General features: G+C 69.8%; 22 protein-coding genes and 1 pseudogene. 9 read left to right on the top strand and 14 right to left on the bottom strand.

Going from position 1 to position 21,362, the window contains the following annotated elements:
• The first annotated feature begins 15 nt into the window (after positions 1 to 15).
• Positions 16 to 2,745, top strand: a complete 2,730-nt coding sequence (locus ACIG5F_RS43355; RefSeq protein WP_396526074.1) for a helix-turn-helix transcriptional regulator — start codon at positions 16 to 18, stop codon at positions 2,743 to 2,745.
• A gap of 3 nt (positions 2,746 to 2,748) precedes the next feature.
• Here ACIG5F_RS43355 and ACIG5F_RS43350 read toward each other — a convergent pair whose 3' ends face one another.
• Both ACIG5F_RS43350 and ACIG5F_RS43345 read right to left on the bottom strand, forming a co-directional pair.
• Entirely contained in the window at positions 2,749 to 3,588 is an 840-nt protein-coding gene (locus tag ACIG5F_RS43350; protein ID WP_396526073.1) for an MBL fold metallo-hydrolase, read from the bottom strand.
• 228 nt (positions 3,589 to 3,816) lie between these two features.
• Positions 3,817 to 4,305: pseudogene (locus ACIG5F_RS43345) on the bottom strand (tryptophan 7-halogenase); the annotation flags it as partial.
• Between the two features lie 384 nt (positions 4,306 to 4,689).
• Here ACIG5F_RS43345 and ACIG5F_RS43340 point away from each other — a divergent pair.
• The 3 genes from ACIG5F_RS43340 to cpt are packed head-to-tail and all read left to right on the top strand — an operon-like array spanning position 4,690 to position 6,217.
• A complete protein-coding gene (locus ACIG5F_RS43340) occupies positions 4,690 to 4,836 on the top strand; it encodes a hypothetical protein (RefSeq protein ID WP_396526072.1) in 147 nt (48 codons plus the stop codon).
• On the top strand, positions 4,836 to 5,687 hold the full coding sequence (locus tag ACIG5F_RS43335) for a TauD/TfdA dioxygenase family protein (protein WP_396526071.1): 852 nt from the start codon (positions 4,836 to 4,838) through the stop codon (positions 5,685 to 5,687). Before ACIG5F_RS43340 ends, ACIG5F_RS43335 begins: the two co-directional genes overlap by 1 nt.
• The gene (cpt, locus tag ACIG5F_RS43330; protein WP_396526070.1) at positions 5,684 to 6,217 is read left to right on the top strand and encodes a chloramphenicol phosphotransferase CPT; all 534 of its coding nucleotides are present in this window, start codon (positions 5,684 to 5,686) and stop codon (positions 6,215 to 6,217) included. The genes ACIG5F_RS43335 and cpt overlap by 4 nt, the downstream gene beginning before the upstream one ends.
• A gap of 192 nt (positions 6,218 to 6,409) precedes the next feature.
• Here cpt and ACIG5F_RS43325 read toward each other — a convergent pair whose 3' ends face one another.
• The 4 genes from ACIG5F_RS43325 to ACIG5F_RS43310 form a co-directional block, all read right to left on the bottom strand.
• Positions 6,410 to 7,900 (bottom strand): MFS transporter, encoded by a 1,491-nt coding sequence (locus tag ACIG5F_RS43325; RefSeq protein ID WP_396526069.1) that lies wholly within the window; start codon positions 7,898 to 7,900, stop codon positions 6,410 to 6,412.
• A 124-nt stretch (positions 7,901 to 8,024) separates the two neighbouring features.
• Entirely contained in the window at positions 8,025 to 9,242 is a 1,218-nt protein-coding gene (locus ACIG5F_RS43320; RefSeq protein ID WP_396526068.1) for a cytochrome P450, read from the bottom strand.
• A gap of 31 nt (positions 9,243 to 9,273) precedes the next feature.
• Positions 9,274 to 10,431 carry an NAD(P)/FAD-dependent oxidoreductase gene (locus ACIG5F_RS43315; RefSeq protein WP_396526067.1) on the bottom strand — a complete coding sequence of 386 codons (1,158 nt, stop codon included), beginning with the start codon at positions 10,429 to 10,431 and terminating at the stop codon, positions 9,274 to 9,276.
• A 6-nt stretch (positions 10,432 to 10,437) separates the two neighbouring features.
• Positions 10,438 to 10,632, bottom strand: a complete 195-nt coding sequence (locus ACIG5F_RS43310) for a ferredoxin (protein WP_396526066.1) — start codon at positions 10,630 to 10,632, stop codon at positions 10,438 to 10,440.
• A 259-nt stretch (positions 10,633 to 10,891) separates the two neighbouring features.
• On the opposite strand from ACIG5F_RS43310, the gene ACIG5F_RS43305 reads away from it, so the two are divergent.
• The gene (locus ACIG5F_RS43305; protein ID WP_396526065.1) at positions 10,892 to 11,155 is read left to right on the top strand and encodes a TetR/AcrR family transcriptional regulator; all 264 of its coding nucleotides are present in this window, start codon (positions 10,892 to 10,894) and stop codon (positions 11,153 to 11,155) included.
• On the top strand, positions 11,152 to 11,487 hold the full coding sequence (locus ACIG5F_RS43300; RefSeq protein WP_396526064.1) for a hypothetical protein: 336 nt from the start codon (positions 11,152 to 11,154) through the stop codon (positions 11,485 to 11,487). The genes ACIG5F_RS43305 and ACIG5F_RS43300 overlap by 4 nt, the downstream gene beginning before the upstream one ends.
• A 9-nt stretch (positions 11,488 to 11,496) precedes the next feature.
• Here the strand turns inward: ACIG5F_RS43300 and ACIG5F_RS43295 are convergent, their stop codons facing one another.
• Positions 11,497 to 12,150 carry a TetR/AcrR family transcriptional regulator gene (locus ACIG5F_RS43295; RefSeq protein WP_396526063.1) on the bottom strand — a complete coding sequence of 218 codons (654 nt, stop codon included), beginning with the start codon at positions 12,148 to 12,150 and terminating at the stop codon, positions 11,497 to 11,499.
• Positions 12,151 to 12,618: 468 nt separating this feature from the next.
• On the opposite strand from ACIG5F_RS43295, the gene ACIG5F_RS43290 reads away from it, so the two are divergent.
• Positions 12,619 to 12,966, top strand: coding sequence for a DUF3375 family protein (locus tag ACIG5F_RS43290; RefSeq protein WP_396526062.1), 348 nt, complete (start codon positions 12,619 to 12,621; stop codon positions 12,964 to 12,966).
• Between the two features lie 31 nt (positions 12,967 to 12,997).
• Positions 12,998 to 13,654, top strand: coding sequence for an HSP18 transcriptional regulator (locus tag ACIG5F_RS43285; protein ID WP_396526061.1), 657 nt, complete (start codon positions 12,998 to 13,000; stop codon positions 13,652 to 13,654).
• A gap of 209 nt (positions 13,655 to 13,863) precedes the next feature.
• On the opposite strand, the gene ACIG5F_RS43280 is transcribed toward ACIG5F_RS43285, so the two are convergent.
• From ACIG5F_RS43280 to ACIG5F_RS43255, 6 genes are all read right to left on the bottom strand, one after another.
• Positions 13,864 to 14,298 carry a DUF6292 family protein gene (locus tag ACIG5F_RS43280; RefSeq protein ID WP_396526060.1) on the bottom strand — a complete coding sequence of 145 codons (435 nt, stop codon included), beginning with the start codon at positions 14,296 to 14,298 and terminating at the stop codon, positions 13,864 to 13,866.
• A gap of 44 nt (positions 14,299 to 14,342) precedes the next feature.
• Complete coding sequence (locus ACIG5F_RS43275; RefSeq protein WP_396526059.1) at positions 14,343 to 14,672, bottom strand: DnaJ domain-containing protein; 330 nt, start codon at positions 14,670 to 14,672, stop codon at positions 14,343 to 14,345.
• 509 nt (positions 14,673 to 15,181) lie between these two features.
• Entirely contained in the window at positions 15,182 to 15,622 is a 441-nt protein-coding gene (locus ACIG5F_RS43270) for an Hsp20/alpha crystallin family protein (RefSeq protein WP_396526058.1), read from the bottom strand.
• Between the two features lie 105 nt (positions 15,623 to 15,727).
• Positions 15,728 to 17,374 (bottom strand): FAD-dependent oxidoreductase, encoded by a 1,647-nt coding sequence (locus ACIG5F_RS43265; RefSeq protein WP_396526057.1) that lies wholly within the window; start codon positions 17,372 to 17,374, stop codon positions 15,728 to 15,730.
• Positions 17,375 to 17,403: 29 nt separating this feature from the next.
• Positions 17,404 to 18,009, bottom strand: a complete 606-nt coding sequence (locus ACIG5F_RS43260) for a cupin domain-containing protein (RefSeq protein WP_396526056.1) — start codon at positions 18,007 to 18,009, stop codon at positions 17,404 to 17,406.
• A gap of 12 nt (positions 18,010 to 18,021) precedes the next feature.
• Entirely contained in the window at positions 18,022 to 19,653 is a 1,632-nt protein-coding gene (locus ACIG5F_RS43255; RefSeq protein WP_396526055.1) for an FAD-dependent monooxygenase, read from the bottom strand.
• Positions 19,654 to 19,761: 108 nt separating this feature from the next.
• On the opposite strand from ACIG5F_RS43255, the gene ACIG5F_RS43250 reads away from it, so the two are divergent.
• Complete coding sequence (locus ACIG5F_RS43250; RefSeq protein WP_396526054.1) at positions 19,762 to 20,403, top strand: TetR/AcrR family transcriptional regulator; 642 nt, start codon at positions 19,762 to 19,764, stop codon at positions 20,401 to 20,403.
• Between the two features lie 8 nt (positions 20,404 to 20,411).
• On the opposite strand, the gene ACIG5F_RS43245 is transcribed toward ACIG5F_RS43250, so the two are convergent.
• A complete protein-coding gene (locus ACIG5F_RS43245) occupies positions 20,412 to 21,275 on the bottom strand; it encodes an esterase/lipase family protein (protein ID WP_396526053.1) in 864 nt (287 codons plus the stop codon).
• Positions 21,276 to 21,362 lie beyond the last annotated feature (87 nt).

The following is a 21,362-nucleotide window of genomic DNA, read 5'->3' as shown; positions in this document are numbered from 1 at the left end:
CCTACAGTTGGGCCCGTGTCGAAGGTCGTGCTGCGAGGCCGTTCGGCGGCGATGGCCGCCGCGCTGGGCGTCGCGCGCCGGGTCCGGGCCCAGCGGCACGGCGGCGTGGTCCTCGTCGAGGGCGAACCGGGGATCGGCAAGTCGGCCCTGTTCACGGAGATCGTCACGCAGGCGACGCGTATGGGCTTCGCCTGCGCGGTCGGCAAGGCCGACCAGATCGGGCGGCTCTCTCCTGCCGCGCCGCTGCTGTTGGCGCTGCGCTCCGGCACGGATCCGTTGCTCTCCGCAGCCGAGCTGACCGACCTGGTGCCGCGGACCAACGAGCCGCTGCTGCTGCTCGAGGACCTGACCGCGCTGCTGGAACGGCTGTCCCAGCAGCGGCTGGTCCTGATCGGCATCGACGACACGCAGTGGGCCGATCCCGTCACCCGGTTCGTGCTGCGCGCGCTGCCGGGGCGGCTTGCCGGGTCGTCCATCCTGTGGCTGTTCACCAGCCGGAACGCGGCCGGCGGGCTGGTCGACGACCTCCGGGACACGGACTCCCTGGTGGAATCGATCGAGCTCGGGCCGCTGCCGGTGGACGACATCGCCGCGATGGCGGCGGACCGCCTCGGCCACCAGCCCTCGACCGCCGTCAGCCGGATGCTGGACGGCGTCGGCGGCAACCCGTTCTTCGCCACCCAGATCCTGACCGGCGTGGTCCGCGGCGACGCGGACATCCCCGCGGAGTTCGTGCTCGGTGTGCGGCGGAGGATCCGGGAGCTCGACCCGGCGGCTGCGGACCTGATCACCGTCGCGGCCGTGTTCGGTCAGGCGCTCGCGCCCGAGGACGCCGACGCCCTGCTCCCTGAGCACACCGCTGGCGAGATAACCGCCGCCACCGACGCCGTCGTCCGGGCCTACCTGCTCGACACCGACTGCAACGGTCACCTGGTGTTCCGGCACGACCTCATCCGCCAGGCCGTCTACGCCGACCTCACCGAACGAAGCCGCCGCGCCTTGCACGAACGCTGCGCGCGGCACCTCGCCGAGATCGACAGCGATCCGCTCGCCATCGCCGCCCACGCCCGCGCGGCCATCAAGCCCGGCGACGAGGCCGGCGCCGCGATGCTGGCCGAGGCCGCCAACCGCGCGGCCGGGTCCATGCCCGAGGCCGCCACCGAGCTGATCCTGGCCGCCTTCCACGCTGTACGGCCGAATCAAGGCTCCTGGCTGGCGCTCGGGCAGCGGTGTGTCGAACTGCTGGGCCTGGTCCAGCGCTGCACCGAGGCGCTCGAGGTCGCCGACCTGCTGCTGGCCCACATCGACAACGATGAGTCGGCCGGCCAGGTCGAGATCGCCGTGGCCCGCGCCCTGTGGCTCAGCGGCCGCTGGCTGGCCGCGGTCGACCGCAGCACCAAGGCGCTCGCCCGGCCTCGGCTCTCCCCCGTGTTGCGGGCGCGGTTGGTTGCGTTGCAGGCACTGGCGCTGTCCCGGGTCGAGCCCGCGTCCAGTGCCGTGACGACCGCCGAGCACGCCTTGCGCGAGGCCGACCAAGTCGACGATGACGACGCGCGTGTGCTGGCCTGGCACGCCCTGGCCGAGGTGTCCCGCAATCGCGGCGATCACGTCGAGTCGCTGCGGCACTACCGCGCTCTGCGCGCGATCTCCGGCCCTACCTACATCGGCCAGGAATTCCAAGGGCTGCAATACCTCGACCGCTTCCACGACGCCGAGGTCATGCTGCGGACCGCCCGCCGCGAGCTGGGTCTGGACCGGGGCATGGTGTTCCTGTCCCTGATCTACACGCAGATCTGGTGGGACTACAACGTGGCCCGGTTCGACGAAGCCGAGGCGGGCGCCCGCACGCTGCTGGACCTGGCGCTGGAACGGGGCAGCTACTCGTGCGGCATCGAGGCGGCGTCCCTGTTGAGCCTGGTGTCGCTGCAACGCGGCGATGTCGCCGAGGCCCGGCGGTGGCTGACGGCCGGGTTCGGGCCCGCTGGACCGGAGGACGAGGTTCGGGTCCCGTCGCTGCTGCTCGTCCGCGGCTGGGTCACCGCGGCCGAGGGCAACGCCGACGAGGCGGCGGAACTGTTGGCGCCTCTGGTGTTCGCCGGCCGTGAGGAACGCGATCCGTGGCCGTGGAAGCCCGGCTGGCTGCGGTTGCTCACGTACATCGGTCTGCGGGCGAAGAACCAGAAGTTCACCGACGAGGTGCTCACGCTGGCCGATCTTGGGGCCGAGCGGAATCCCGACGTGGTCAGCTTCGCCGGCACCACGCTCCAGCTCCGCGGGATCGTGCACAGGGACGTGGACCTGTTGACCCGTGGGGCCGAGATCCTGGCACACAGCCCGCGGCCGATGATGCAGGCGTCCGCGTACGAGGATCTCGGCGTGAACCTGCTGCGGCAGGACCGCAAGCGCGAAGGCGCCGAGGTGCTCGACCGCGCCTGGGAGATCTACCGACGCGTCGGTGCCACCGGGCCGCTGCTGGACGTGCAGAACGAGATGCGGCAGGTGGGCCTGCGCCGGGACAAGTGGCTGTCCGCCGAGCCGCGCCCCGAGAAGGGCTGGGCCGCCCTGACTCCATCGGAGCTGAACGTCGCCCGCCTGATCGGTGGCGGCCACACCAACAGGGCCGCCGCCGAGGAGCTCGGCGTCTCGGTGAACACTATCGGCACCCACCTGCGCTCGGTGTTTACCAAGCTCGGGGTCCGGTCCCGGGTCCAGCTCAGCAACCTGATGCACGAGCTGGAGTCCTGACCCTCAGCGCTTGGCGACGGCTTCCCGGGCCCCGTGCCACAGCACCCGCGGGTTGTCCCGGTCCCCGTGCAGTTCGAGCATCGCGGCGACGATCTCCTCGACCGTGTCCCGCTCCTGCACGATGCGGGTGAAGTCACGCAGGTACTGCTGGCTTTTCTCGATGTTGTCCGGGGTGTCGGGCGCGCCGACCCGCTTGTGGCCGGCGACGACCGTGGTGGGGTTCAGCGCCGCGATGGCGTCCAGGCTGGCGATCCACGCCTCGCGGGTGACGGCATCGGTTTCGGCCGTCATCATGTGGACCTGGTTGTAGCAGATGTCGCCGGCTGCGACCGCGCCGATCGACGGGGCGTGCACGATCGCGGAGTGGTCGGTGTCGCCTTGGCCGATCTCGGCAATCCGCAGCTCGTGGCCGTCGAGATCGACCGTGTTGCCGTCCAGCAGCTCCGGCAGCACCGGGGTGTCCGGGATCTCGCCGGGGAAGCAGGTGTGCCAGTACTTCTGGAGGCCCTCGTCGGTCGCCTCGAAGCGGGCCCGGTCCAGCACCTTCGCGGTGGCCAGGCCGCGCGCGTCCGGGAACCGCGCCAGCAGCCGGGCCAGGCCGATCCAGTGGTCGGAGTGGCCGTGGGTGATCAGGATGGCGGAGATGTGCCGGCCGTGCCCCTCGGCCCAGTCGGCCAGCGCGTCCACCTGGTCGTACGTGACGAGCGTGTCGACCAGCACGGCGTTGCGCGGGCCGGCGATCAGCGTGCTGCTCATCGGCGACCACATCGGCTGGTCGCCCGGGTCCTGGCCGGCGGGGCCGCCGAACGGCCGCATCGGCGCGACGTGCACATCGATGGTCAATCCGGTTTTCGTGCTCCCTGTTTCTGTGGTCACAATGGAGAAGTCTTGGTCGCCACGGGCGTCCCTGTCCCTCACGTGTTCGGGTGAGGGCGTGATTGCACCGGGATGCCAGCTTCGCGGCCGGGCGTGCGCCCGCCCACCCGGCCAGCAAGCCTGAGGCTTGATTGCGCAGGAATGCCCGCCACGTCGTGTCCACGCCTCGTGGTGGCGGGCCTGTTCGGTCACAGGTCAGGATCCGACGGACTGTCCCGGCGCCAACCTGATGACCAAGTCGAGCCAGTTCCCCTGGATCCGCCGGCGCCCGGAGAACTCGTCGCTGAGCTCCGGACGCTGGTGGCGGCCGATGGCGATCATCGTGGACGCCCGGTCGCGGAAGTTCGCCACCGAGACCGCGGATTCGTCCTGCGCGCTGCTGGCGACCAGGTTCTCGAACCACGCCTTGCGGTTCAGGCGCTCGTCATCGGACTCGGTGATCCGCCGCTTCAGCCAGAACTCGGAGTCCGGCTCGGTGAAGGAGGCGAACGTGTAGAACGACGCCAGGAACTCGTGGTACTGCTCGTAGGCCTCGCGATAGGTGCGGTTGTACCACTGGTGGACGGAGTCGCGCTCCTCCTCGTTCCCGGCGATCCGGTCGATCGCCGCCGCCGCGCAGACCGCCGACTGAGAGGCGAGGTGCACGCCCTGGGAGAACAGCGGGTCGGTGAAGCAGGCGGCGTCGCCGCAGAGGAAGTACCCGGTCGGCGGAGAACACCGAGGCGTCGTAGGACCAGTCGTGCACGATCCGGACCTCGTCCACCTGCTCCGCGCCGCTCAGGAGGCCGGTGGCCTGGGTGCACTTGGCGAGGGTGGTCCGGTAGAACTCGTCGGCGCCCGACTCGCGCACGGCGGCGGACTTGGAGCGGTCCACGACCAGGCCGACGCTGTAGAGATCGTCTTTCAACGGAATCATCCAGACCCAGCCGTCCTCGAAGGTGATCGAGTACGTGGTGCCCTTAAGGTCGCCCTCGAAGGGGTCCTTCATCTTGAAGAAGGCCGGCCGGGTCGTCGAGTCACCGCGCCCGAGGACCTGCCCGACACAGTGCTGGCTACCGACCTCCCGCCGTGGGCGACGTACTGACCTCGAGCGGCAACGTCTGGCCCAACGCCGAGAAGTTCCTGGTCACCGGCGCGTCCATGCGCGCGGTGGAGCGGAGCATGGCGCAGATCATCCACACCTACACGCTCACCACGACGGCGGGAGACCAGTGATGGCGCGAAAGAAGCTGGGCACACACATCGGTGTAGTCGTCGACGACTACCGGTTGGACCCGGCCGATCCCGGACTCCGCGACTTCGTCATGGAGTTGCTGCTGCAGCACAAGGCGGTGTTCTTCAAGAGCCAGCACCTCGATCGGCACACCTTCGCGAAGGTGGCGCGGCAGATCGGCAAGACCGAGGTCCACCCCTTCCGCACCGAGGACGAGCCCGCGGTGGTGGGCATCTCGCCGTTCCAGCCCTACCGCGAATACCCCGAGATCACCGGCATCCACCACGACGCGAAGGTCACCGGCAACCTCAACTCCTGGCACAGCGACCTCAACTGGCGGGCGGTGCCGACCTTCGCGTCGATCCTGAGGGCCGTTCAGATCCCGCCTCGGGGCGGCGACACCTGCTGGGCGAACATGGGCAACGCCTACGACTCGCTCAGCGACTCGGTGCGCACGGAACTTGAGGAACTCCGGGTCGTCCATGACTGGGCGCAGATCTACCGCTCCGCCTTCGCCGATCATCCGGACGTGCTGCGCCAGCTGCGGGAGAAGTACCCGGCGCAGTCGCACCCGCTCGTGCTCACCCACCCGTTCACCGAGGAGAAGATACTCTTCTCCAACAAGGTCTCCGGTGTCCGCATCGAGGGCGTGAGCGCCGAGGAGAGCCGCCGGATCCTCGACATGGTCCATCTCCTGGCCTGGCGACCGGAGTTCCAGTGCCGGTTCCAGTGGGAGGAAGGCGACGTGGCAATCTGGGACAACCTGGCGGCGCAGCACTACGCGGTCTCCGACTACTGGCCGCATGACCGCAAGATGGAACGAATCACCCTGGAAGGCGTGCCGATCAAGTGACCACTCAGATCATCGTGCTCAACGGCGGATCCAGCTCCGGCAAGACCGGTATCACCCGCTGCCTGAAGGCCATCCTGCCCCAGGTGTGGCTCAGCCTCGGCGTGGACAACCTCATCGAGGCGTTGCCGGCGGCCCTGATGCAGTCCGACGCCGGGGTGGAGCTGGGACAGAACGGCGAGGTTTCGGTGGGCGATGCCTTCCGCCAGGCGGAGGCCGCCTGGACGGCGGGGATCGCCGCGATGGCGCGGGCAGGGGCACGGGTCATCATCGACGACGTCTTCCTCGGCGGCGCCACGTCGCAGGAGCGCCTGCGCGGACACCTTGAGGGCCTGCAGGTGCTCTGGGTCGGCGTGCGCTGCGCCCCGGAGATCGCCGCCGGCCGCGAGATGGCGCGCGGCGACCGAGTGAGCGGGATGGCGGTCTCACAGGCCGAGATCGTGCACAAGGACGTCGTCTACGACGTCGAGGTCGACACCGGCGACACCGAGTCCGTCGAGTGCGCCCGCATCATCGCCGCGCACGTGGTCTGACCGGCTGTCCACGTGCCTGGACGTCCCTCCCCTAAACGGTAGTTGTCGGGTCGAATTGAGATGATTTGTGCCTACGAGGCTGGTACCGCGGACGACGTTGGTCATAGGCCGGAGCCGGGAGGTCTCCGCTTTGATCCACCACAGCCTCCAGGTGTGCGCGGTCCTCGCTGCTGTCCGGACGGGAGCGGCGTACTAGTGCACGACGATGGGCTGCTCGGCATCGGTGAAACCGGCCGGCACGCCGGGACGCAGCATCACCAGCGCGATCACCGCGCCGACGGCGAAGATGCCCGCACCCCAGGCGAAAGCCGTGATGTAGCTGTGGATCTGGGCCTGCCCCGACAACGCGGCGGTGGGAACCCGGCCGGCCAGCCAACCCGCGGCGGCCGCGGCGGCGACCGTGTTCAGCAACGCGGTCCCGATCGAGCCGCCGACCTGCTGCACGGTGTTGACCATCGCCGACGCGGCGCCGGCGTCGTCCTCCTCGACCCCCAGCGTGGCGAGGTTGGGCGTGGCCGAGAAGATCAACCCCAGCGCCACCCCGAACACCGCGAAGGTGGGGAACAGGTCCAGGAAGTAGTTGCCCTGCACGCCGATCCGCATCAGCCACAACAGTGACGCCGCACCCAGGGCCATCCCCAGCGGCACCAGGATCTTCGGGCCGACCCGGCGGCTGATCGGCGGCCCGATCACCGAGGTCATCAGCACCAGCGTGCCCGGCAGCGGCAGGAACGCCACCCCGGTCTCGACCGCGCTGTAGCCCAGGTTCACCTGCATGTAGTACGTGACGAACAGGAAGATCCCGAACATGCCGGAAATGGCCAGCGACATGGTCAGCAACGCGCCGGCCCGGTCCCGGTCGAGCAGCAACCGCAACGGCAGCAACGGGTCCGAGCCGTGCCGCTGCAACAGCACGAACACCGTCAGCAGCACCACGGCCGCGATCAGGCAGCCGACGGTCGTGGTGGAACCCCAGCCCTCGGCCTGCGCGTCGGACACGCCGTAGACCAGTGCGACCAGCCCCGCCGACACGGTCACCGTGCCCGGCACGTCCAACTTCGGCCGGTGCTCGGGATTGTGCGGTGGCAACAACCGGAACGTGCCCAGCAGCGCGGGGACCGCGAACAGGATGTTGACGTACATGGTCCAGCGCCAGGACAGGTACTCGGTCAGCACCCCGCCCAGCAGCAGCCCGACCGAGGCGCCGCCGCTGGCGATCGCCCCGAACACGCCGAACGCCCGGCTCCGCTCGGTGCCCTGGGTGAACGTCGTGGTCAACAACGCCAGGATCGCCGGCGCCAGCAGCGCGGCGAACCCGCCCTGAACCGCGCGAGCCGCCACCAGCATGGTGAAATCGGTAGACGCACCGCCGACCGCGGAGGCGGCGGCGAAGCCGGCCAGTCCGATCGCGAGCGTGGTGCGCTGACCGATCAGGTCTGCCAGCCGGCCGGCCAGCAACAGCAGGCTGCCGAACGTGAGCGTGTACGCGGTGATGATCCACTGCCGGTTGCCGTCGTCGAAGTGCAGCGCGCGCTGCGCCGACGGCAGCGCGATGTTCACCACGGTGCCGTCCAGCACGATCATCAGCTGGGTGACGCAGAGCAGTGCGAACACCCACCAGCGTCGTGCGCGTGACGCCCCGGCGACCCCGGCGGCAGGGGTCGCGGCATGTGTGTCGGTCACTCTGTCTCCATCGTTGCTGATCAAGCGCCGGTCTTGCCGATCACGGGTGACGTGGTGGTTGATGGCGTGCCCGGTCGGAGGGCCGGCGGGCGCTGCTCACGCGTCTGCCGGCCTCCGCGCCGGCTCACCAGGTCACGGGCAGCGCGTGGAAACCGGGGACGATCATCTCCTCCCGGAACGGCAGGTCCTCGATGGGCTCGGCCAGGCGAATGTCCGGGAACCGGGCGAACAGGCTCACCAACATGATCTCCAGCTCGAGGCGGGCCAGGTTCTGGCCGAGGCACTGGTGGGGGCCGTAGCCGAACACGAGGTGCGGCACCCGACCACGGTCGAGGTCGAGCTGCTCGGCGTGCGGGCACAGCGCCGGATCCACGTTCGCGGCAGTCATGCCCACCACGACCCATTCGCCCGCGCGGATCAGCTGCCCGCCGATCTCCACGTCCTCCAGCGCCCGACGGCTGAGGCCACCCGCGCCGGACAGGCCGATGAGGTAGCGCATGATCTCGTCCACGGACTGCGCGGACTTCTCCGGGTGCTGGGTGAACTTCGCCAACTGCTCGGGCTGCCGCAGCAGATGCGCGATCGCCAACCCGGAGAAGTTCGCCGTGGTCTCGTGCCCGGCGACCAGCAGCAGGATGCAGATCGTGGTCAGCTCCTCGTGGCTGAGGTCGGGCTGCTCGTGCAGCATGTGGCTGATCAGGTCCTCCTGCGGATCACTGGTCCTGGCGTCGAACACCACCGCGAGAATCTCGGCGAGCCGGCCCCAGGACGCGAACATCTCCTCGGCCGTCGCGGTCAGCCCCAGCAACGTGTTCGCCGCGTCCTGGAACGCGGTCCGCTGCTCGTAGGGCACGCCGAGCAGCTCCGCGATCACCATCGACGGCACCGGCAGCGTGAACGCGGGCACCAGGTCCACCGGACCGGACCGGCGGGCCACCTCGTCCAGGTGCTCGTCGACGATCTGCTGGATGCGCGGCCGCAGCGCGTTGATCCGCTTGACCATGAACTCCTTGGTCAGCATGCGCCGGAAGCGCTGGTGGTCGTCGCCGTCGGCGGTGATGAAGTTGCCGGGCATATTCGTGACCGTGGTCGAGTCCGTCTCCGGGTCGGTGGCCCGCAGCGGCCCGGGCGGCGTGTCCTCCTTGCGGTTGCTGAACCGAGGGTCGTTCAACAGCGCACGGAAGTGCTCGTAACCGGAGAGGAACCACGCTTCGACCCCGTTGGGGAAGCGGACCTTGCGCACCGGCTCCTCACGCAGCAGGCGAATCATCTCGGGCATCGGCTCCAGCAGGAGGCCGCGTCCGCCGGGCAGGTCGATGGATTCGTGCACGGGACAGGTCATGGGAACTCCTTTGGTCATCAGGGAATGTGTGTCACTCGGCGACCCGGGTGCGGTACTGGCGCAGGGCACGCGGGCTGTTCCACCCGATCGCGCCCACCACTCGGCCGTCGATGTAGTAGAGGGCGACGAACTTGTGTTCCCGTGGATCTCCGTCGACGACCTTGACCTCGGCGCCGACCGGGCACCAGCCGTAGGTCTGGATCTTGGCGTCGTACTGGTCGGTCCAGCCGAACGGGATCGGCGAGTAGGCGGCCGCGTCCGTCGGACCGGCAAGGAGGTTCTTGGCCGCGGTGCTGGCCTGTTCGGTGGCGTTGGTGCGGGTTTCCAGACGGCCCCGCCCACGGGTGACCGGATGCGGCCAGTTGGCGACGTCTCCGGCCACGTACACCCCGGGCACGGCACGGCAGGCGCCGTCGCACAACACCCCGTCGCCCACCGGGATCCCGGAGCCGGCCAGCCAGTCCACCGCCGGCACCGAGCCGATCGCCACCACGACCGCGTCGGCGGGCAGCCGGGTTCCGTCGTCGAGGATCACCGCGGCTACCCGGTCACGGCCGAGGAAACCGACCACACCGCGGCCCATGTGCAGGCTCACACCGTGATCGCGGTGCATGTCGGCCACCAGCCCGCCCGCCCAGGTCCCGACCTGCCTGGCCAGCGGGGCGCCTTCGACGCCGACCAGGCTGACGTCCAGTCCGAGGCCACGCGCGGTGGCGGCGACCTCGCAGCCGAGGAAGCCGGCGCCGATCACCACCACCCGGGGCCTGGCCAGCAGCTGAGCGCGCAGCGTCAGGGCGTCGTCCAGGGTGCGCAACACATGTACGCCGGGCAGGTCGTGGCCGAAAGGCAGCCGCCGCGGACGTAGCCCGGTGGCGATGATCAGGCCGTCGTAGCGCAGTCGGTCCCCGCCGGCCAGGCTGATGGTGCGGGCCGCCGCGTTCAGACCGGTCGCCCGGCGGCCAAGTTCGAGGTCTAGCCGCAGCCGCTGGAAGTCGCTCTCCGTGCGCAGGGTGGTCCGCTCGGGCTCCCATTCGCCGGCAAGGACCTTTTTGGACAGTGGCGGCCGGTCGTAGGGCGGGTGCAGCTCATCGCCGAGCACGGTCACCGTGCCGGAAAACCCTTGGCGCCGAAAGGTTTCGGCTGCGGTCAGTCCCGCGGCCGATGCCCCCACCACGACGATGTGCTCCATGCGCCGCTACTTCCCCACCGTGATGGCCAACGCCGGGCAACGGCCGGCGGCGTCCTCCACCTGAGGCAGCAGCTCATCCCCCGGGGACTCGTCCAGCAGCACGGCGATGCCGTCGTCGTCACGCTGGTCGAACACCTCCGGCGCGGCCAGCACACACTGACCAGCGCCGACACACTTGACCTCGTCAATGCTGATATTCAAGGGAGTTGTCCTTTGGTTCGATGGTCGCAACGGTGCGTGCCGACGGCTCGGCGCCGGACAGGCCGACTCGGCGGCGCTCATCCAGAGAATCGGACCGGGCTGACCTTTCCCGGCCAGGAACCTGACGATTGCCTGACGGCGGCCGGGCCGTGCGCCGACACTGCCTCACGTCCCCAAATTCGGTAGTGACTACCACTATGTGGTCACTACCGATCAGGTGTCAAATCCAGTCAGGTGTGAGCCCCGCTACGCTCTGGGCATGGGACTACGCGAACTCAAAGCCGCCGGCACGCGGGAACATGTCATCGGCGTGGCGCTCGATCTGTTCGTCGCGCAGGGCTACGACGAGACGACCATGGAGCAGATCGCCGAGCGAGCCGAGATCGGCTGCAGCACGCTGTACCGCTACTTCCCCACCAAAGATCTGCTCATCCTGGACCTGTTCACACGGTCGATGAACCTCGGGGCGCGGCTGCGCGCGGGTCCGGTCGAGGAACCGTTGACTATCGCCTCGGGGCCGTGATGCACGGCGCACTGGAAGACTACGACGTCCACGACGACCGCAGAATGGCCTTACGACGCATCGTGGATGACGCGCCGGTCCCCGTGCGCGACCCCTGGATCTGGGCACAAGCCCAGAGCGACCTGCAAAGCGCGATCGCCGAGCGGATGAACCGCGACGTCGGCGAGTTGCCGGTCACCATGACGGCGCGCGTCACCTTCGTCGTGCACCCGATCGCGTGGGAGACCTGGACGGCGAGCGACCGCCGCGCGTCGCCGTCCACAACCGCTGACGACGTGCTCCGCACCCTCGGCGCCCTTGAGCTCATGCTTCCGGTCGCGAGCCGCTCCTGATGGTCACTGTCACTTTCGCGGCGCGGTCCTTCGAGGCTTCCGGCGGGATGCCGTGGGGCCGGGATCGGCTGGAGCCGGGACCGTCAACTCGAGGGCGTTGATGGCCCGCAGCACCTCATCGGCCCTCGCCGAGCGCGACTCGGCATGGTCGTCGCTTTCCCACCACGTTTCCGTGATGATCTCGTATACGGCGAACGCGATGTGCGCGGTCATGACCACTTGAAGATCGTCAACGGCGCGGTGCACGCGCTCGGCGATCGCGGATTTGAGCGCACTCTGCGATTGCGCCGCAAGATCCCAGAGGCGGGCCCGCGGCACCGGCGAGCTGTCGACGATCTTCCGTATCGCCGCGAGGCGCACGTCATTCTCACCCTCGAACGTCTCGCACAACGTGTGGATCGCGGCGCCGAGCGCGACGTTCAGCGGCTCTTCGGCCGGACGCGCACGCAGCAGCGACCCCAGGTCCATCAACCGGCCGAACCGGTCCAGGATCGTCAGATCCTTGCTGGGGAAGTAGCGGTACAGCGTCGTGGTGCCGATCTCGGCACGCTCGGCGATCTGCTCCATGGTCGTCTCGTCGTAGCCCTGGTCGATGAACAGATCGAGCGCCACCTCGGCGATCTGCCGCCGCGTGCGGGCCGCTTTGATCTCACGCAATCCCATGCTCGGAGCTTACCGGACCAACTACCGATCGACATCCATACCTGATCGGCATTGACATCTGTTCGGGCACGATTACATAGTGGATGTCACTACCGTTTGGATGACTCGCACAAAGGAGTGCCGACGTCTCCTCCCACCCAGCCGACCGCGGACGGCCAGGCCTGACAAGGCCCGAGGCCGGTCGGCATCGCCGACCGGCCTCACGGTGGCAGGGCCGTTCGGCTCTTGACGATGATCAAGCAGCCGATGGGTTCCGGGCATTGCACCTAGCTTGGGTTCAACCTGTTCGGCGGGGTCTGGGGTTGATGGACGGGTTCTTCCTTCCTCGACTGCGGTTTCGTGTGTTCGGCCGCTCATGGAGCCGAGGTTCCGCAAAGCCCTGCTCCGGCTCGGCTACGTGCTGCCGTCCTGGACTCGAACGACGGACTCGACACAACCTGTCCCATCAACGGAAAGCAGGCGCCATTGATGAATTTCGAGGGCCTCGACCAGCTTCGGCGCAATGACGCGGCGTGGCGGCTGTTGCGGGCCGACAACGCGCCGCTCGTGCTCGGGTTTCTCGGCAAGGTGTTCGTCGACGACAACGTCCGGTCGAGCTCGGCCACCGAGCCGATCGGCCGGCTGGACGACGAGCTGCACGCCCTCGACGAGCGGCTCGGCGACGGCACGTTCCCCCAGGACAGCGAAGGCCTACCAGGAAGGGGTGGGGGTCAACGGGTGACTGGGCATGACCCGGTCCCTTCGGCGCCATCTCGGCCGCGCCTCGTCACTGCTGGTGTCGAGGCGCGCGGGGAGTATAGAATGTCGTCTAAGTGATGACACTTAGTGGGTCGTCGAAGGGATGACAATGGGTGACGAGTACGCGAACGCCCACGCGCGGCTGAGCGGCCTGCCACCTGCGACGGCGACTGCGACGGCGAAGGCGCTGGCATTGGTCAACGCGGTGGTGACTGACACGACTGCGGCGCCGGAGGATCTTCTGGCGGCACTGACGGTGCTGCGGCACCTGCGCGAGGAGATCGCGGGCTGGGAGCCGCAGCTGATCACGGCGGCCCGGGACCAGGGGGTGAGCTGGGCCAGTCTGGCTCCGGCGCTCGGGGTGACCAGCCGGCAGGCGGCGGAACGCCGATACCTGCGCCTGCGGCCTTCGGCCACGGGCGAGCACAGGGGCGAGGACCGGGTCCGCGCGGAACGCACCCGCCGCGCCGGCGACCGCGCGGTGGCCGAGTGGGCCCGGCGCAACTCCAGCGTCCTGCGCCAACTCGCCGGCCAGGTCAGCGCGGTGCAGGGCCTGTCCGGCACCGGGCAGCGGCGGGTGGACGCGGTGGGGCGGGCCCTGGGCCAGGACGATCCGGCCGCATTGTTGTCCCCGCTGGCCGACAGCCATCGCCACCTGCTGGACTCGCACAGCGGCCTGGCCGAGCGGATCGCCTCGGTCACCGGCCAGAGCGACCAGGTCCGCCAAGCCACCCGCGACCACCGGGGCCGCACCCAAGAGGTGTGACGAGCACCCAGCTAGGTCCGAACCCTGTACGACACAACACCGCCCGCTGGAGCGACCGGAAGGCCATCAAACGGTTTCACGCCAACGAGATCGCCTCGTCGGGGACTCAAGGCGAGGCGGACCGGCGTCTCTCGTCAGCCCGCCCGTCCAGGGTCGGGCCTGCCGGTGGTAGGGCCGCCGCGCCGTGGTGCATCGTGTTCGGCCATCGGCTAGCGCCGAGCCCAGTCGGCCAGCCGGCGGGCGAGGGGGGCGCCCACCGCGGAGCGGGGGCGCGCAGCTGTGTCGGAGTGCCGGTTGGCCAGGACGGCGCGGACGAACGCGGCGACGGTGTGCGGCGGCGGCAGCACGTCGCCGCCCAGGGACGCGGTGATCAGCAGGTCCTCGCCGCAGCCGGCTTCGACTGCCACCGCCCAGCCACGCTCGGGCGCCCAGACCAAAGCCGCGTCCCGGTCAGGGTGGTTGGCCAGCCTGCGGTCCAGCGCGATGTAGGCGCTGGGCGCATCGGCCCACTCGGACCAGGCCGCTTCCGGTCCGACGCCCACGGCGTCGGCGGTCTGGGCGGTGTAGCGGCGTAAGCCGCGTTCGGCCCGCTCGTGCAGGACCTCGTCATCTACCGAGCCATCCTCGTGTTCGGTGATAGACATCGGGATTCCCGCGCGGTGGGGCCGTGGGGTGGCCAGAGTCGTGGTCACTCGTGTCCTCGGTGGGCTGGGCCGTGGTAGCGGACGGGACCCACGCGCAGCAGCGGCATACGGCTCGATGCAGCGAGCGGTGGGCTGATGCTCGTGGTCGACGGGCGTTTCTGGTCGTAGTCTGCGCGCCGGTCCGGGTCGCGCAGCACCGCGTAGGCGGCGATCAGCTCGCTGAGCCCCTCCGCGGCGGCGTCCTGGTCGGTGTCGGGCCGGGCGTCGGGATGCCGGCTGCGGATCCGGGTGCGGTAGGCGTGCGCGATCTCGGCCGACGACGCGGTGCTGGCCACACCCAGGACGGTGTAGTAGTCGGGCAGGTCGTGGGTCATGTCGCGTTCTTCCGATCGGACGGCTGGGTGGTCCCGGCGGCTTGTCGGGACCACCCAGCGGACGAGGCTGCCAGTGCGGCTCGCCGTGTCACATTGCCGTGTTGGCGTTGGCGGGCTTGGAGGTTGGGGCCCGCGGTGTCCTGATCACAGTGGCGAACGGCCTGGCAGCACGTCCCGCGTCACCCGACAAAGTCAGACGATCACCCTCCTTCCCCTAGGTTTTCGCTCGGTCAGCGGCCCTGAGGCGGCGACCGCGCCGGGCGCCAGGCGAGCCTGCGCCGGTTATGGACCGACCCCGCCGATGTCGCCACCGAGGACGGTCGGCATGGCCGTGGCTGGAAGGGCCGCCTCGGCGGCGTTGGTCGTGGCGGCCGGGGCCGGTCCCAGTTCGCCGCCACGATCGCGTCGAACTCGGCGCGCAGCAGGTCCTCATCCGCGCACAGCAGGGCGAGGAACTCCTCCTGCGGGCCCGTCCGCGCAGCCGACACCATGGCGATCACCCCGCCGGGTCAGGCCTTGATCTCCTTGCGGGCGCCGTGCCCGCCGGTGATCTCGATCTTGCGGGGCTTGGCCTGCTCGGCGACCGGGATGCGCAGCGTCAGCACGCCCGTGTCGTAGTCGGCCTTGATCCGGCCGGTGTCCAGGGTGTCGCCGAGGAACAGCTGCCGGGAGAACACGCCAAGGGGACGCTCGGACACCTGCATCTCCACCGACTCGTCGGTGACGGTGGGCCGGCGCTCGGCCTTGACGGTCAGCACGTTGCGCTCGATGTTCAACTCGATCGCGTCGGGGTCGATGCCCGGCAGGTCGAAGGCGACGACGAACTCGTCCCCGGCGCGGTAGGCGTCCATCGGCATCGCGGTCGGGCGCGACCAGGTTCCGGCGACGTTGTTGAACACCTGCTGGGTCAACCGGTCGAACTCCCGGAACGGGTCGGTGCGCATCAACATGTCGGTTCCCTCCTCGTATCGACTCTGGGGTCAACGCGCACCACAGGTATAGCATGTCGTCCAAACGATGACAACCCCCATGTCACCGAAAGGACGACGTTCGACCTAGACCTCGGCCACCACCTGGGAAAACGCCTCGGCCAGCGCCGTCGCGGGGTGGTCGAGGCGCTGCCGCCAGCGGGCCAGCACGTGGCCGTCGGGACGGATGAGCACGGCCCCGCCCTCGTCGAGCTCGTAGGACTCCCGCCAGCCCTCGCCGACCAGATCCCCGATGCCGCCGTCGGCCGCACGGATTCCCCACACGGCCACGGAGTGCTTCTGGGCGGCCGGCCGCCACTCGGCCGGGTCACCGGCCACGAGGAGCGACCAGTGGCCGGTCACCAGGTCGATCGTGGAGATGCTCGTGCCTTCGGCCCCGCGCAGCCGGAAGTGCGGCGCGCGGGCGCCCGGGCGGGCGGTCGGCCGGTACTCGCTGATCGTCGACACCGGCACCGGGGATCCGTCGTCGACCACGGCGGCGCTCTGGTAGAGATGGCCGAACTGCTGGCCCAGGGAATGGAACTCCTCCCGCAGCCCGGCCACGACGCGGGCGATCTCGCCGCGCAGCTCGGCCCCCTCGGGCGCGGCCAGCAGGGCAAGGGTGTCGGGCCGGTTGATGAAGGCATTGGCCTCGATCTGCCGCTCGGCGTTGGCGGTGCACTGGGCGGCGTTGAACTCGGCCACCGGCCGGCGCTCCGCGTCGTAGGTGTCGAGTAACGTGTCCGCCGCCCGGCCGCGCAGCGCGAGTTCGAGCTTCCAGGCCAGGTTGTGGCTGTCCTGGATGCCGCTGTTCATGCCGTAGCCGCCGGTCGGCGGGAACCGGTGCGCGGCGTCGCCGACCAGGAACAGCGGCCCGGACCGGAACGTCTCGGCCACGCCCATGTCCATCGTCCACACCGACCGGGCGTTCTGCTCGATCTCCAGCGCCGGATCGCCGACGGCCGCCCGGACCAGGGCCAGGCAACGGTCCTCGGGATAGTCCGCCACGGTCTCGCCGTCGGCCATGGTGGTGGAGTAGACCCAGCGCCGGCGCGGATCGAGGGTGATCAGGATGCCCTGGGTGGTGGGGTTGTGGACGAACCACAGCATGTGCGCGCGGCCCCGCGTGTAGGCCGTCAGATCGGCGTGGAAGTAGACATTGATCCGCCGCCCCAACGGAATCGAGCTCTCCATGGCCACGCCGGCCAAGCGCCGCAGCGAGCTCGACGCGCCGTCGGCGGCGACGACGAACCGGGCCCGCACCGGGCCTTCGCCGCGCACGTCGACCTCGGCGAGATTGTCGGCGGTGACTTGGTAGCCCACCACCTCGCGGCCGTATTCGACCTTCACGCCGGCGGCTTCGGCGGCGTCGCGCAGCGCCTGCTCGACGAGATCCTGCGCGCAGCTGCTCAGGGTCTCGGGCGAGTACCGCTCGGCGGTCTCGGCGTCGATGTAGGGGATCACGGCGAAGTCGTCGGCGGCGACCTCGGTGACCCAGCCGAACGACTGCGAGAGCTCAAGGGGCAGGCCGCTGCGGCGCACCTCGGCGGCGACGCCCCACGAGCGGAACAACTCCATGGTCCGCCCGTTGACGACGTGCGCGCGGGGCGTGGAAACGGGACCCTGCCGTCGTTCCAGCAGCCGGACGCCGACGCCCGCGCGGGCCAGCTGGAGCGCGGTGGCCAGGCCGACGGGACCGGCCCCGACGACCAGGACCTCGGTTGGTTCAGACAACGTGTTCCTCCTGAAGAGCCCGGCCGAACTCAGGTGACCTTCTCGCCCTTGTCGTTGTAGTTGCGGCGCCAGCCCAGCCGTTCGAGGTCGGGCATGTCCGCCCCCATGTCCCTGGTCATCCGGACGATCTCGGCCGGCTCCGGCATGGGCTTGACCTCGATCGTCGGCGGCAGCGTCAGCGCCTGCGCCGGGACGCCGATCATCTCGAACAGGGCGGGCGCGTCGTTGACGTACGGAAACTGCTTGGCCGCGGTGACGGTGAACCCGAACATCCGCGTGACCGGGGACGTCGACACGAACCAGTGGATCCGGCCGGCGGGCATGAACACCAACTGGTCCTTGGTCGCCTTGAGCGGCTCGCCCTCCACGTAGGCGGTGATGCTGCCGTCGCGGAGGAAGAACACCTCGTGCTCGTAGTGGTGCACGTGCGGCGGCGGCCCGACGTGCTCGGGAATGACGCCCTCCCAGAAACAGCAGGTCTGCCCGACCTCGGCGCCCCGCGCGTACACGGTGGCCATCTGCCCCTCGTACCAGATCGACCGCTCGACGGTCGGCCCCTGCACGAACGGCTCGAGCGGCTCGTAGTCGATCCCCCGCTTCTTGCGCAGCGCGGCCGATTCGGCTTTCCAGTCCACGGTTTTCCTCCGTCAGTCGGCGGGATGAAGAATGGCGGCCATCGCGGCCTCGAGCCGGGCGGTGGCGTCGGTCGCGTCGGCGGACCGCATGGCGACGTGCCCGTCCGGCCGCACCAGCACGGCGCCGTCCGGCTGGATCCCGTACAGGGCCTCGAAATCGTCGGACTCGGCGACAAGATCGTCGCCGATCACCACCGCGGGCACGTCGATCGCCGCCGCGGCGGCCTGCCACGACTGTCCTTTGTGGCCGGCCAGCACCACAAAACCGTTGCCCGACAGGTCGATGGTCGACCGGCGGACCCCGTCGCCGTCGCGCAGCCACAGGTGCGGGGCCCGGGCGCCGGGGTGGCCGGTCGGCCGGTAGACGCTGATCGTGGAGAGTTCGGGCGGTGTCGCGTCGTCGATGACGGCCGCCGACCGGTACAGGAACCCGAACTGCTGCCCGTCCGACCAGAACTGCTCGCGCTGGGCCGGAATCCCGGCGGTGATCGCCTGCCGGACGGCCTCGCCCCCGGCGGTCTCGATGGTGGCGATCGCGGCGTCGTCGGCCAGCCAGCCCGTCTCCGCGAGCCGGTCGGTGTTGAGCACCACCTGCTCGCGATTGGCCACCGCGACCGGCCTGCGTTCCCGCTCATACGTGTCGAGCAAGCTCTCCGACGCCCGACCGGACAGCACCAACGCCAGCTTCCACACGAGGTTGTGCACATCCTGGATGCCGCTGTTCATGCCGAACCCGCCATGGGGCGGAAACCGGTGCACGGCGTCCCCGGCCAGAAACACCCTTCCCACGCGCCAGGTGTCGGCCACCGCGTCCTCGTGCTTCCACCGCATGACGCTGAGCAGCTCCGGCTCCAGCGTCGGCAGGCCGGTGGCGTTGCGGATCATCTGCACGCACCGGCGGTTGTCGTAGGCGTCGTCGGCCAGCGCCGGATCCCTTTCCATGTTGAGGATCCAGCGGTCCTCGCGGCCGGTGGTGAGCAGGCAGCCGACCAGGTCGGCGTTGAGGATCCAGGTCAGCAGGTGCGGGCTGGCCGCGGTGAGGCGGGAGAGCTCCGCGCTGTGGAAGAAGATGTTGACCGACTCCCCGTACGGGGCGGTGGCCGACTCGGCGATGCCCAACGCCTTGCGGGTCGGGGATTTCGTGCCGTCGGCGGCGATCACGTAGGCGGCCCGGACGATCCGGCGGCTTCCGTCGGCGGTGAGCGCGACGGTGACGCCGTCGTCGTCCTGGTCCAGCAGCTCGGCCGTGGTCCTGAACTCCACCGGCGCCGGCAAAGCCCGGTACAGCACGGTTTCCACGTTGTCCTGCGAGGTGAACGTGGTGTGTTCGGGGCTGATCGTGGTGTCGCCGTCGGCGAACATCAGTTCGCCCAACTCGATTCCGCCGTGCAGCCGGGTGGTCCAGGCGAAGCCCCGCGCGTGGTCGGCCGGCACGGACAGGTCGCGGATCGCGTCGGCGACGCCCCACTGGCGGAACAGCTCCATGGTGCGGGGATGCACGCCGGTCGCCTTGGGGTGACGGGACAACGCCTCGTGTCGCTCGACGACCAGGGTTCGCACGCCGGCTCGGGTCAGCTGGATCGCCGCACTGAGTCCGACCGGGCCGGCCCCGATCACCAGCGCGTCGACCTGTTCGACCGTCATGACGCTCCTCTCGCTCGTTAAAACAGATCATCGCTCTGTTTTTAACGGCAGTCCAGCACTACTTTCAGTGATCAGGCGACACTGTCCGTCACGTCGTACGCTGCGCCCATGGACCCGGCACCACGCACCCGCACCCGCCGCCGCACCGGCAGCTACCAGGCGGCCGACGGCAAACGGGCCGCCATCGTCGAAGCGGCGACGACGCTGTTCGCCCAGGACGGTTTCCACGAGACGTCGATCGCACGGGTCGCGGCCGAGGCCGGCACGTCGCAGACCGGGCTGCTGCACCATTTCAACGGCAAGGACGCGCTGCTGCTGGCCGTGCTGCACCACAAGGATATCGACTGGCGGTCGCGGTTCAGCGATGCGAAGCTCGGGGTGCGAGTGTTGCTCGGCCATGTGCTCGACGTGCTCGCCGACGAGATGAAGCAGCCGGGGATCACGCGCCTGTTCATGACGACCGCGGCCGCCGCCGCGACCCCGAACCATCCCGCCGCGGAGTACTTTCGGCAGCGCTACCAGCGCATGGCCGAGAACAACGCGGCCGCGGTCCGGGCGTCGATCGCGGCCGGCGACCTCCGCCCCGACGTCGACGCGGACGACCTGGGCCGGACCCTGGTCGCCGCGACCGACGGGCTCAAGGTCCAGTGGCTGCTGTCCCCCGATTTCGACCTGGTCGCGGCGTGCCGGACGTGCTTCGACGACCTGCTCAGGGGAATCGCCGCCGACGGGCGCGGCATGGACGGCTGACCGAGCTGTCACACGGGCAGGCCGAGGGCGCACGGGACCGCGACCGGGTGCGCCGGATCCAGCGCGTTGCGGACCATGGCCGCGACTCCGGTGTCGAAGACCAGCCCGATGTGCCCGACCAGGTCGAGCGGACAGGTGTCCTGGACGTAGGCGTTGCTCACGCCGGGTTCGGCGATGAAGGCGCTGCTGGGCGGGGTCACCACCTCGTCGGTCCGGCTCTCGATCACGCTGTAGCGCAGTCCGGGCTGGGCGATCGGGCCGGCGGTGAGCGCCTTGACCGCGCTGCCGCCGGGCTCCACCTCCGCGCACGGCGCGCACCCGGCCTGAAGCACCTGGTCGAGTTCGGGGCGTAGGCCCACCAGATCCGCGACGGTGACCGCGTTGTCGAAGCTGGTGCCGTGGGTGGGCGGGGCGAGCGCGACGACCCGGTCGATCCGATTCGCGTAACCGAGGACCTTGGGGACGTAGAGGGCGAGGAACGCCCCCTCGGAGTGCCCGAAGAGTTCCACCTTGGCCGCGCCGGTCGTGCCGCGCACCCGGTCGATGAAGGCGGCGATCTGCTGGGCGGAGGTGGCGACCGGTTCCAGCCCACCGATCGGCAGCGCCGGGTTGGGCTGGCCGTAGGTCAGGGCGAACACGCAGTAGCCGGCGTCGGCGAGGTACGGCCCGAGCACCGGGAAGCTGTCGTCCGCGGTGCCGCCCAGACCGTGCAGGGCGACCACGGGATAGGGATGGGCGGCCGACGGGCGGCAGCTCCAGTCGTTGTAGCCGGAGCCGGACGCCGGCGCCGCGCCGGCCGCGCCGGCGCTCGCCAGCAGCACGCCGGCGGTGATCACAGCGGACAGGATCGCCGAGCACTTCGTTGTGCGCACGGGAAACCTCCTGGTCGGTCGGAGGAGAAGGAGATGTCGGGGGGACCGACATGAAGATGGATTCATCTTCATGTGGCGGCGAACGGC

Origin of the sequence: Kutzneria sp. NPDC052558 (assembly GCF_044547355.1) — a bacterium.
GTDB lineage: Bacteria > Actinomycetota > Actinomycetes > Mycobacteriales > Pseudonocardiaceae > Kutzneria.
This window is presented reverse-complemented; position numbering and strand designations above follow the sequence as displayed.